This is a genomic window from Acidobacteriota bacterium, from assembly GCA_018001935.1.
Taxonomy (GTDB): domain Bacteria; phylum Acidobacteriota; class JAAYUB01; order JAAYUB01; family JAAYUB01; genus JAGNHB01.
On record JAGNHB010000001.1, the window covers coordinates 119,901 to 132,143 of the forward strand.

The 12,243-nt window shown below is 67.4% G+C and carries 8 protein-coding genes; 2 read left to right on the forward strand and 6 right to left on the reverse strand.

What is annotated here, in order from left to right:
• Positions 1-7: 7 nt before the first annotated feature.
• The 6 genes from selB to KA419_00515 form a co-directional block, all read right to left on the reverse strand.
• Positions 8-1,915: a selenocysteine-specific translation elongation factor gene (gene selB, locus KA419_00490; protein ID MBP7864396.1), complete on the reverse strand. Its 1,908-nt coding sequence runs from the start codon at positions 1,913-1,915 to the stop codon at positions 8-10.
• A 16-nt stretch (positions 1,916-1,931) separates the two neighbouring features.
• A complete protein-coding gene (gene amrS / locus KA419_00495; GenBank protein ID MBP7864397.1) occupies positions 1,932-2,939 on the reverse strand; it encodes an AmmeMemoRadiSam system radical SAM enzyme in 1,008 nt (335 codons plus the stop codon).
• A 135-nt stretch (positions 2,940-3,074) separates the two neighbouring features.
• Positions 3,075-3,317, reverse strand: coding sequence for a hypothetical protein (locus KA419_00500; protein ID MBP7864398.1), 243 nt, complete (start codon positions 3,315-3,317; stop codon positions 3,075-3,077).
• 33 nt (positions 3,318-3,350) lie between these two features.
• Positions 3,351-6,803 (reverse strand): protein kinase, encoded by a 3,453-nt coding sequence (locus tag KA419_00505; GenBank protein MBP7864399.1) that lies wholly within the window; start codon positions 6,801-6,803, stop codon positions 3,351-3,353.
• A 139-nt stretch (positions 6,804-6,942) separates the two neighbouring features.
• Positions 6,943-8,325 carry a replication-associated recombination protein A gene (locus KA419_00510; GenBank protein ID MBP7864400.1) on the reverse strand — a complete coding sequence of 461 codons (1,383 nt, stop codon included), beginning with the start codon at positions 8,323-8,325 and terminating at the stop codon, positions 6,943-6,945.
• A 39-nt stretch (positions 8,326-8,364) separates the two neighbouring features.
• Positions 8,365-9,150 carry an RNA methyltransferase gene (locus KA419_00515; protein MBP7864401.1) on the reverse strand — a complete coding sequence of 262 codons (786 nt, stop codon included), beginning with the start codon at positions 9,148-9,150 and terminating at the stop codon, positions 8,365-8,367.
• Positions 9,151-9,417: 267 nt separating this feature from the next.
• Between KA419_00515 and KA419_00520 the strand changes: the two genes are divergently transcribed.
• Both KA419_00520 and KA419_00525 read left to right on the forward strand, forming a co-directional pair.
• Positions 9,418-11,583 carry a LysM peptidoglycan-binding domain-containing protein gene (locus tag KA419_00520; protein MBP7864402.1) on the forward strand — a complete coding sequence of 722 codons (2,166 nt, stop codon included), beginning with the start codon at positions 9,418-9,420 and terminating at the stop codon, positions 11,581-11,583.
• A 48-nt stretch (positions 11,584-11,631) separates the two neighbouring features.
• A complete protein-coding gene (locus KA419_00525; GenBank protein ID MBP7864403.1) occupies positions 11,632-12,243 on the forward strand; it encodes a hypothetical protein in 612 nt (203 codons plus the stop codon).

Sequence of the window (12,243 nt, forward strand, 5' to 3'; positions counted from 1 at the left end):
GGGCGCGTCATTTCAGCCGGCGGCCGTTGCCGATGCGCAGGGTCACCCCCCGCCGGTCCAGGAACTCGAGAAGGTCGATCACGGGCTTGCGGGAGAGGCCGACCAGGTCGCGCACGGTGGCGGCGTCGAACACCGTCTCCCGGGAAAAGTTCGCCCGGAGGGTGGAAACGAAGGCGTCCAGGATGGCGGGGTGGAGGTAGAACCCGTCGTGAACCCGGATGACCCGTTCCGTCTGGAGGGCATAGTCGAGCAACGCCCCGGGGGCGGCCGGCTCCCACCGCGTGAGGACGGGCTCGAGGCTCTCCCGGTCGACTCCCGTCGGGCCCGCGTCCCTGAGGAACTGGTCGAGGGCTTCGAGGAAGGCGGAATGCCGCCGGGCGAGATCCTCGGGGCGGCCGGGGAGCGTCAGCCGCTCGTCGTCCGCCCGCAGGTGGCCGGCCTGGGCCAGGCGGTCGAGGACGTGCCGCACCAGGGGTTCCCTCAGTCTCCGGAAACGCCCCAGGACCTCGTCCTTGCGGATGGCGGGCGCGTAGGGATTCTTCTCGAAGTGACGGGCCAGGCTGTCCCGGATTTCCGCGCCCGCTTCGTCGATGCTTCGGGAGAGGGCCCAGAAGGTGTTGTCGGCGGTGCACGACACGAAACAGGCGTCGGGAGGCGCGGCCGCCAACCGGGCGGCCAGGGGTTCGACCGGCAACCCCGTCAGGGCCGCCAGTTCGCCGAGCGCCAGGCCGCCGCCGACGGCATTGCCCAGGAGGTGGCGCAGCAGGCCCGTCTCGCCGGAGGTCCCGAGGGCGCCGAGCTGCTCGCGCAGGACGAGGGAGTTGCGCCGTCGCAGCATCTCGGGGTGGTTCTCCAGCACGGTGCCGCCCCCCATGGTGATCAGCGGCGAGTACTGGCGGAACACGAAGTGATCGCCGGGGAGGGCCGGCGTGGCCGACTCCAGGAGAACGCGGGCGAAACCTTCCTCCCCGGGGGAAAGGGCGCTCTGCCCGAGAAAGCGGAGACGGGCCAGGATCTCCGCGCTGCCCAGGTGAAAGTGCACCGGGACCCCGCTCCGGACGGGGCGGGGAAACGACGGGAGGAGCTGGACCCTGGCCAGGATCGAGGTCGAGGGGATCAGGCCCGAGGGCGTGGTCAGCACCACCCCCCGCTCGATGGCCTGGTGCCCCACCCCGGAGAGGTTCAGGGCCGCCCGCTGCCCCGGGAGGGCGACGTCCTCCTCCGCGCCGTGGACCTGGAGGTTCCGCACCTTCGCTTCCGTGCCCGCGGGCGAGACCACCATCGTGTCGTTCTTCCGGATGGGGCCCCCGCGCACCGTCCCGGTGACCACGGTGCCGAAGCCCTTCAGGGTGAAGACCCGGTCGATGAACAGGCGGGGGATGCGTTCCTCCCGGTCGGCCGTCTTCGAATCCGCCAGGTCCCGGAGCACGGTCTTCAGGGTGTCGAGCCCTTCCCCCGTGACGGCGCTGAACCGGATGACGGGGGCGCCGTCGAGGAAGGACCCCGCGAGCATCTCCGCCACCTCCACCTCGACGACCTCCAGCAGGTCGGGGTCTGCCAGGTCGGTCTTGGTCAGCACCACGGCGCCTGCCCGGACGCCGAGCAGCCGGGCGATGTCGAAGTGCTCCCGGGTCTGGGGCATGATCCCCTCGTCGGCGGCGATCACCAGGAGGATCCCGTCGATGCCCCCCGTCCCCGCCAGCATGTTCTTGACGAAGCGCTCGTGACCCGGCACGTCGACGAACCCGAGGGTGTACGGCGGGTCCACCCAGTGGGCGAACCCGATGTCGATGGTGATGCCCCGTTCCTTCGCCTCCTTGAGGCGGTCCGCGTCGATCCCGGTGAGCGCCTTGAGGAGGGTCGTCTTGCCGTGGTCGATGTGGCCGGCGGTCCCGAGGGTGAGGTGCACGCTCATGAAGTGCGTCCCTTCATCAGAGGATGATCCGGACCGCGGCGCCGCAGTCCGGGCAAGCCGGGCGGTCGAGCCGGTTGCGGACCACCCGGAAGCCGCGCCGCTCGATCAGGAGGGCGCCGCAGGCGGGGCACGCGGTGTCCTCCCGGCCCAGGCCCGGGACGTTCCCGCAGTAGACGTGTTTCAGCCCGATCCCGGTCCCGATGCGATGGGCCTCGAGCAGTTTTTCCGGCGGGGTGGGGGGGCGGTCCGTCATCCGGTAGTCCGGGTGGAAGGCGGACACGTGCCAGGGGATCTCCGGGTGCACTCCCGCCAGGAAACGGGCGATCTGTGCAATCTCCCCGGGGGAGTCGTTGAGGCCCGGCACCAGGAGGGTCGTGACCTCGACGTGAACCCCGGCGCCCGAAAGGCGCCGGATCGTGTCGAGGACGGGCTGCAGGCTCCCGCCGCAGACCTCCCGGTAGAAATCCTCCGAGAAGCTCTTCAGGTCGACGTTGGCGGCATCGAGGAAAGCGGAGCAGGCTTCGGCGGCTTCCGCCGTCATGTAGCCGTTCGTCACGAACACGTTCCCGAGGCCTCTTTCCCGGGCCCGGATGCCCGTGGAGCGCGCGAGTTCGAAGTAGACGGTGGGCTCGGTGTAGGTGAAGGACAGGCTGCGACACCGGCTGTCGAGGGCCGCCTGGACGAGTTCGTCCGGGGTGACGGCCCTGCCCGCCGGCGGCCCGCCCCGGAGCGGCAGTTGGGAGATGGCGGAATTCTGGCAGAAGCGGCACCGGAAATTGCACCCCTCCGCCGCGACGGAATAGGATCGGGAGGCGGGTTGATAATGGTAGAGGGGCTTCTTTTCGACGGGGTCCACGTGCTCGGCCACGATCCGGTCCGCGACGAGGGAGAAGAGCGTTCCCCCGCGGTTTTCCCGGACCCCGCAGACCCCTCTCCGGCCGGGGGAGACCCTGCACCGGTGGGCGCAGAGCCCGCACCGGACGGCGTCATCCTCGATTCGCTGGTAGAGCAGGGCCTCTTGCATGTTCCCCCGTTCCCGGCGTCCCCGCGGGCCCCGGCCGAAAACCGGGAGGTGCGGCCAGGCCGGCGTCGGGGAGAAAAACGGGATGCTTCGCTGGGGGCGAGAGCATCCCGTTCGATTCGTAAGATGGCGGAAAGGCTAGGAAGCGATTTCCTTCGCGATGTCCACGGTGGACTCGGAGAGCTCGCTCTTGACGCCCAGCCGCATGCAGGCGCCGTCGTAAATCTGCCGGGTGGCCTTCTTGCTGTTCTGCAACTCGATCAACCGCTGCTTGACCCGGGCCAGTTCCTCCTCGATCTTCCGATCGATGTCCTCGATCTCCTTGCGGGCCATCTCGCGGGTCTCTTCGTAAAACTTGCGCTGTTCCTTACTCAACTCCATGATAATACCTCCCATCCGGTAGATTATAGTCTGTTATCTGACCTCGAAAGCCAGGGTGACGTTGGTCCACACCTTGACCTTGACCCCGCTCTTCTCCGCGGGGGTGTACCGCCACTTGGCGAGGGCGGACTGAACGGGCCCGGAGTAGATGGGGCCGGCGTTCGGGGGGCTCACGCTCCGGATGATGACCTTCTCCACGGCGCCGGTGTGGGAAACCAGCAACCCGCAGGTGACGGTGACTTTTCCCCGGATGTTGATCCGCTTGGCCGCGTCGGAGGGGTTCGAGGGAGACGGCTGAGCGACGGGTTTGGGCGGTTTGACGTCCGAGGTGAGGGCGACCAGGTCCCCGGTTTTCACCTGGTCCTGCGCCGTGGGCAACCCGAGCTGGAAGTCGCTCCGGGGCTGGACCGCGGGCGTGGCCGCGGGGCGGGGCGCCGTGGCCGGCGGAGGCGCGGGCGCCGTGGGCACGGGGGCCGGGGCCGCCGGGGCCGGTTGTGGCGGCAGGAAGGGCAGGCCGGAGGTCGGGAGCGGAACGCTGCTGGTCCCCTGGGCGCCCGGGATCACGCCGATCGCCGCGGGTTGCACGTTGGGGCGGACGGGTTGGGGCGGCTGGGGCGTCCCGGGCGGGGGCGTCTTGGCATCGGGGCGGGTTCCGGCGACGGGCGCGGTCTGAGAGGGACCGGGCGCGGTCGAGGACGGGGTCTCCCCCGTCTCCCCGGGCGCGGGTTCACCGCTGGACGTTCCAGGTTCCGAAGAGGGCTCGGAGGGGCCGGCCTGTTCCTGCCGGGTCCCCGGCGCAGGTTCCGGCTCTTTCTTGCCGCCGCCCATGAAGAGGACGATCAGCAGGATGATGATCACGACGCCCGCGGCGGCCCCGATGAGGATGCCTTTCGGGAAGGGCTTGCCGGCGGGGGCGGCGGCGGTGAACGCGGGGGCCTGGCTGGCTCGTTTCTGCTCTTTCAGCAGCTTGGTCGGCGACTTGTCGTCCGCCGGCTTGGGCGCGACCGGGGCCTTGGGAACCACGGGGGCCTTGGGGGCGGCCGGGGCCGCCGGGGCCGGCTTCGGTTCGGGGGCCTTGACCGGTTCCGGGGCCTTCCTGACTTCCACGGGTTTTTTCGGCTCGGGGGCCTTCTTCGGGGGCGGTTTGACCGGTTCCGGGGCCTTCTTGGCCTCGGCCGGTTTCCGGATTTCCAGCGGTTTCCGCTGATCCGCGGCCGGCTTGAGCTGCGGCGTCGGCGTCGGGGGCTCCATGGGCTTCGCGGGGGCTGCCGCGACCGGCGTGAGGAACGGGGCGGTCGGGGCGGAAGAGGGTTTATCCGCCGGCTTCGCCTGGCTGGAGACGATGATCTCCTCGTTGACCGCGGGGGGGGCTGCCGCCCGGGCCCGGGTTTCGACGGGCATCGCCTGGAGGCCCGCCATTTCGTCCTGGCCGAGGAGGACCGTTTCTTCGCTCGGCGGTTTCGGCGCCGCACTCTCCGCGCCTTCCTGGAACTCGTCGAAGGACAGGTGCTGGACTTCGGCCTCTTTCAAGCCGAAGTAGTCGGGGAACACCCGGATCAGGATCTGGGCGAGGTCCTTCGGGGTCGGAACCGCCCCGCCCGCGTGCAGGTAATCGTGCAGGTCCTTGATCATGGAGGCCGCATTCTGGTAGCGCTTGGCGGAGTCGATCATCAGCGCCTTGTCCACGATCTGCTTCAGACGGGGCGGGAGGTTGTTCAACTCGTTGTCGAGCAGGGGGATTTTACCCGAGCGCACCTTTTCCAGAACGTCGAACTCCGAGGAGTCCTCGAAGAGCACCTTGCCGCTCACCATCTCGCAGAGGACGATACCCAGGGAGTAGATGTCCGAGGACTTGTTGACGTTCTTCCCCCACGCCTGTTCGGGGCTCATGTAGAGCAACTTGCCCTTGAGGGCGCCCTTCACGGTGTGGTGAATCTTCGATTCGGCCTTGGAGATCCCGAAGTCCACCAGCTTGACCTCGCCTTCCCGGGAGATGAGGATGTTCTGGGGTGAGACATCCCGGTGGACGATGTTCATCTCCTTGTTGTTGAAGTCCTTCTTGTGGTGGGCGTAGTCGAGGGCGCTGGCGATCTGCAGCGCGATGTAGGCGGCGATCTTGTGCGGGACCCGGATCTTGATTTCCTTGGCCTTGCTGAGCACTTTCTTCAGGTCGAACCCGTCGACGTGCTCCATGGCGATGTAGTAGGAGTTGTCGATTTTCCCGAAATCGAAGATGTTGGCGATGTTCTGGTGGGTCAGCTGCGCGGCGATCTTCGCCTCGTCGATGAACATCGTCACCAGTTCCTTGTTGTCGGAGAGGTGCGGGAGGATCCGCTTGATGGCGACGATCTTCTGGAAGCCCTCGTGCCCGCGCTTCTTGGCCTTGAACAGCTCGGCCATCCCGCCGTGGCCGATTTTCTCGATGAGGGCGTACTCCCCGAACTTCTGGCCCTCCTCGACGACTTCTTCCTCCGGTTCGGGGCGGGGCGACTCGATGACCTTCCCGATGCTGGTGTCCGAGAGCCCCACGCCGCTGAGGGTGTCGCTGAGCTTCCGCTCGAGGTCGGTGTCGAAGGACATCATGAGCCGCTCGACCGCCTTTGCGCTGTCTTCCGCATCCTTGTCCCGGAGAATGTCCTCCTCGAGCTGCTTGATCTTGAGCTGACCGGTGTCGGGCATGACGGGGGCGACGGCCGTCGCGGCCGGAGCGGCCGGAGCGGCCGGGGCGGCCGCGGCCGCGGCCACGGGAGCTGGGGCCGGGGCGGGTTTCGGCGCCTTGGCCCGGTCCTTGGTGTCGAGGGAGATGCCCAGGCCGGAGAGCGTGTCGCTCAGCAACCGGTCCAGGGACTCGTCGCTGTCCACGGGTGCGCTCTTGACCTCCTGGGCGAGGACCGTGGACGCAATCTCGTCCTTCAGGAGTTTTTCAACGTCGAGGACGCGGGGCTCGGGCTCCGCCGCGGTGGGCCCGGGCCGGACCCTGGCGACCGGGGGGGGCGCCTTCACGGGTTCGGGCGGGGCCGCGGACGGGGAAACCGGTCTCGCGGTGGAGGGCTTCAGGGAGGCGTCCAGCATGGAGTCGATCGTGCTCTCCTCGGCGACCTCCTCGGCGATCTCCCGCTGCTTCTCCCGGATGGAGTCGCGCTTCGAGCTGATCAGGGCCTGGGTTTCCCCGGCGTACCGGCGGACGATCTCGAGAAGCTGCTCGTCGGGGATGGGCTTTTCGACGAACTCACTGGCCTTGTTCTCGTGAATGGCCTTGACGCGGTACTTCTGGCCCTTGTAGACGGAGGTGGCGATGATCACCGCCGTTCCCTTGCCGCTGTCGCTCTCCTTGATCTGCCGGCAGACGTCGAATCCGTTAACCTTGGATAACATGGCGGATAGCAACACCACGTCGGGTTGTTCCTGGGCGAAAAGGTCGAGGGCCGCTTTGCCGTCCTGGGCGGTGATCACTTCGTAACCCGCGTCCCCGAACAGCTTTTTCATCTGTTGAAGATCTCGCGTGTTGTAATCAGCTACCAAGATTTTCCTGTCACCCATTAAAGCCCTCGAAACCCCTAAATTTCCTAGAGATATTATCCCATTTCGGATCGGATGTAAACAGAAAACCGACCCGTTTTTTATTTTATCGCCGACGTTTCGGGCGGTTCAAGGTGAATTGCTCCTTCCGCTGACGAATTTCCCTCAGCTTCTCGGCGATCCGGGACTCGGTCCCCGCGTTCGAGGGGAGGTAGTACGACCTGCCCGAGAGGCTTTCGGGCAGGCACGGCATGTCGGTCGTCCCCTCCGGGTAGTCGTGGGCGTAGAGGTAACCGTCGCCGAAACCCTCGGCGCGCATCAGCGCCGTGGGCGCGTTTCTCAGGTGGAAGGGGACCGGTTCCTGGAAGGATTCGGCCACGTCCTTCGCCGCGGCGAGGTAGGCGCTGAGGATCGTGTTGGACTTCGGCGCCAGGGCGTTGTAGACCGCTGCCTGGACGATGGCCAGCCGGCCTTCCGGGAGCCCCAGGAATTCGTAGGCCTGCCAGGCGCGCACCGCCAGGTGAAGCGCCTGGGCGTCGGCCAGGCCGATGTCCTCGGAAGCGCACTGGATGATCCGTCGGCAGATGTTTCGGGGGTCCTCCCCCCCCTCGAGCATGCGGACCACCCAGTAAACCGTCGCGTCCGGGTCGCTGTTCCGCATCGACTTGTGGAGGGCGGACAGCAGGTTGTAATGCTCCTCCCCGTCCTTGTCGTAGCGGAGGACCTTGCGGTGGAGGACCTCCCGGAGGTCGTCGTCGGTGGGGACGATGGGGGCGGCCCCGTCCGACCGGCTTTCCGCGAACGCGCAGAGTTCCTCGAGGAGGTTGAGGGCCTGGCGGGCGTCGCCGTCTGAGAACCGGGCGATCTTGATGAGGATCTCCGGGGAGAGGGACAGCCGCGGGTCGCCGACGCCGTTTTCGGGGTCGCCGACCGCCCGGTGGAGGATTCTTTCCACGTCGCCGGGCGACAGGCTCCGCAGGGAGAAGACCTTCAGGCGGCTCAGCAGGGCGGGGTTCAGGTCGAAGCTGGGGTTGACGGTGGTGGTCCCGATCAGCAGGATCTGGCCCTTTTCGACGAAGGGGAGGAAGGCGTCCTGCTGGGCCTTGTTGAAGCGGTGGATCTCGTCGATGAAGATGATGGTGCGGTTGCCGGTCTTCTCACGGAAGAACGCGGCGTCCGACATGGCTTCCCGGACTTCCTTGATGCCGGTCAGGCAGGCGCTGAAGGAGATGATCTGCGTCTCCAGCAGCCGGGCGATGATGAGGGCGAGTGTCGTTTTCCCCGAGCCGGGCGGCCCCCAGAGGACCATGGACGGCGGGCGCCGGGACTGGATGAGCCGGTGGAGGGGCTTGTCCTTGACCAGCAGGTGTTCCTGCCCGACGAAGTCCTCCAGCGCGGTCGGCCGCATCCGCTCCGCCAGCGGGGGCCTCCCCCGGGCTTCAGCCCCGGTGGGGGGGGATTCTGCGTGCGTTTCTGATGGACCGCCCATGCCGCTTCGTTCCTCTCTCGTCTGTGAACCCATTATACCTCAGGAAAGACCGGAACGGTACCCGCGATCCAGCGTAAAGAGAAGCAGGGAGGCGGCGGTCGAGGCGTTGAGGGATTCCGTGCACGACGACGTGGGGATCCGCACCCTGAGCGAGGCCCCGGAGACGATCGCCTCCGAGACGCCGTGCCCCTCGTTGCCGACGACGAAAAGAAATCGTTCCGCGGCCAAAAGTGCCGTGAGGTCGGTTTCGCCGCGGGGGTGGAGCACGGCGATGCCCAGGCCCGCCCGGTCCGCTTCCGCACGGAGGGCGTCCACGGAGGCCGGTCTCCAGGTGGGGACGCGGAGGCTCGCCCCCGCCGAGGCCCGGATGACTTTTTCGCTGAACGGGTCGGGGGCCGGCGGGATCAGAATCAGGAAGGGGAGGCTGAACGCCGCGGCCGACCGGTAGATGGCGCCGACGTTCCCCGGGTCCTGCAGGCCGTCGAGTGCCAGCCACGGCCCGGGGGGCGCCGGTCGTTCCAGGAGAAGGCGGCGGTCGATGACGCCTTCGGCGAGGACCGCGGACGGCGACTTGAGGGAACTCAGCCTGGCCATCACCCCGTCGGAGACGGTCACCCGTTCGCAGGGGGGAAGGTTCTCGGGCAGAACGCCTTCCGACCCCTCGCGAACGAAGAGGGCCCGGATGCGGTGGGTCGATCGGAGGGCTTCCCCGAGCAGCTTTTCGCCCTCGACGAAGAAACACCCGCTTTCCGAGGGGGGAAGCCGCCGGAGGCGGAGCAGGGCCACCACGCGGGGGTTCTGCCGGCTGGTGATGCGAACGGACATGGAGGCACCTTGAGGGACGCGGGATTCGAGGGCGCGAGGCCGGGGCCCGGGAGCGGGGCGCGTGGAAACGGGTCGGGGGAGGGCCTTCGGGACGCGCCGGCCGCGGCGCGGCCGGGTCGTCCCCGGAACCGGCCCGCCGTCCCCTTTCCCCCGGTCGGCACCCCCCTCAGTCTGCCGTCCCCGAAGCGCGAATGCAAGGGTTTTTCAAAGCGCCGGGTGAAATCCTCAGTTGACTTCCCGGCGGAATTTCGTTAGGTTTGACCGGTTATGAGAGTCGTCCTTCTCGCCGTCGTAACGCTCGTCGCGGGAGGTCCATCCGTCTGGGGCCTCCCGGGGCCGGATTTACCCCGGCGGCCCCCATCGGTCCAGGAGACCGATCTCCCCCCGGACCGCTCGAACCTGATCGAGTACAGCGAGGAACTGCAGCCGGAGAACCTGGTCCTGTCGGCCTGCGAGCGGTCGTTCGCCATCGGGGAGTTCCTCTGGTCGTGCGGGAGGGCGGAGGACGCCCTGGCCCAGTTCACCTACGCCCTGGAGCGCCTGGCCCTGAACTGGCAGATCTTCGACACCAACCCCATGGCCCGTTCCCGGATCTACCTCCTCCTCATGCGGGCGGCGAACTACCGGAGGGAGCTGGAGTTCTTCCGCCGGTCCGAGGAGGACCGGGAGGACATGGCCAACCGGGAGATTCCCCCGGTGGAGCGGCTCGAGGAGGACGACGGCGTCAACCTCCACCCCGACCTCGAGGCCTTCATCCAGGACAACATCCGCAACGGCGGGTACAACATCCCCATCACCCTGAACCGCCAGGTGGGAAACTTTCTCGGGTACTTTTCCGACCCGAAGCGGAAGCGCTCCATCGAGATCGGTCTCCAGCGCCTGGGGCGTTACCGGGGGACCTTCGAACGGATCTTCCGGGAGGAGGGAATCCCCCTCGACCTGATCTTCCTCGGCATGGTGGAGAGCAACTACAGCCCCAACGCCTATTCGCGGGCCAAGGCCAAGGGCATCTGGCAGTTCATCGAGGAGACGGGGCGAAACTACGGCCTGCGGATCGACTGGTGGGTGGACGAGCGCTGCGACTTCGAGAAGTCCACCCGCTCGGCCTGCCGCTATCTGAAGACGCTCTACGAGATGTTCGGGGACTGGAACCTGGCGATGGCGGCCTACAACTCCGGGGAGAACCGCATCCTCAAGATCCTTTCCAACCAGCCGGGGAAGAGTTTCTGGGAGATGTGCTCAGACCGCAACCTCCCCCTGGAGACCCGGAACTACGTCCCCGCCATCCAGGCCTCGGTCATCATCAGCAAGCACCCGGACCGCTTCGGCCTCACGCCGCGAAAACCGGACACCCTCGCGTACGTCACCGTGGAAATCCCCTCGCCGACGGACCTCCGAATCCTGTCCAGGATCATGGGAATCCCGGACACCGTGCTCCAGGACCTCAACCCCTCGCTCCGCCGGATGGTCACCCCCCCCGACACCGAGTCCTACCTGATCAACGTCCCGACGGGGATCCCCCTGGCGGAGTTCGCCCGGGTCTGGGACATGCCCGATTTCCAGCGGATCGATGCCCAGACCCACACCGTGTCGGACGGCGAGACCATTCACTCCATCGCCCGGAAATACGACGTCGCCATCCCGACCCTCAAGGACTTCAACCGGATCAAGGACACGCAGCCCTCCCTCCCGCCGGGCACCGTGCTCCAGATCCCCCTGGCGTCCTCCTACAAGAAGGACCTGCCGCAGTTCCGGTTCGACGTCTACGGGAAACAGGACGCCCGGTACCACAAGGTGAGGAAGGGAGAGAGCCTGTCCTCGCTCTGCCGCAAGTACGGCGTTTCGGTCAAGGACGTCCGCAAGTGGAACAAGCTCGGCAAGAAGAGCATCCGGCCGGGCATGGTGCTCAGTTTCGGCCCGTCCCGGTCGAAAGGGAAGGGGGGCGGTTCGCGCGAACCGGGGGCGGTGTCCACCGACGGCGGGACCTACCAGGTCCGGAAGGGCGACACCCCCGCTTCCATCGCGAAAAAACTCAAGATTTCGACGGGGGCCCTTCTCTCCGCCAACAACCTGAAGTCCGGCGCCCGGCTGAAGGCGGGGACGCGCCTGAGGGTGCCCGACGGCGGCCCGGGCCCGGGAGACGACCCGGGGCGAAACCGGAAGACCGCCGGCAGGGGGAAGGGAAAAACCGGCGAGAAGACCGCTTCCGTGAACCGGAAAGGAACCGGCAAGGCTCCCGTCGTTTCGGAGGGCAGTGCCGGGAAGGGGAAGACGGGAGCGAAAACCAGGCCCGCCCGGAGCCACAAGGTCCGAAAAGGGGACACCCTGTTCTCCCTCGCCCGGAAGTACGGCGTCGACGTGGCGGCTCTGAAGAAGGCCAACCATCTCAAGTCCAACGATCTCCGGCCGGGTGCAACCCTGGTCGTCCCCTAGGGGGTTCGCCGCGAAACGGGAAGGGCCCGGGGGGAAAGGGAGGGAAGCATGAGACCGATCCGCATCGCCGTTCTGACCGTTGCCGGGTTCCTGGCCGCGGTCCCGTCGTTCGGCGTGGGACAAAGCTCCGGGGACACCCCGTTGCCGGCCCGGGAGCCGGAGCTGGGCGGGCAGACCTCCTCGCAGGCCAGGACGCCCCTTCCCCTGGAGCTTCCGGAGGAACTTCCCGTGACCTGGGAACTCATCCACGACGTCCTGGAGAAGATGGGTTACGAGGTGGACAGCGAGGACCGGGGCGAGGGGCGGATCACCACCCGCGAGGATGCCGGGATCTCCGGGGCGAGCGCCCTGGCCACCCTGAAGAAGATCGCGACGGTGGCCACCGATTTCGTCTCTTCCTTTCACGAGGCCCGCTACACCCTGGAAATCCGGGTGGCTTTTCTCCAGCCCCAGCGGACGACGGTCAGCGTTTTCGCCGCCATCCAGGGCCTCAAGCGCGCTCTCGACGGCACGGAGACCTGGGTGAGGCTGGACTCCATCGGCACCCTGGAGCGGCGGATGCTGAACGAGATCAGTTTTGCCGCCACGGGCAAGCGCCCCTACCACGACCCGCTTCCGTACTGGAAGAAGCGTTCACAGGAAATTTCCATCAAGCAATAG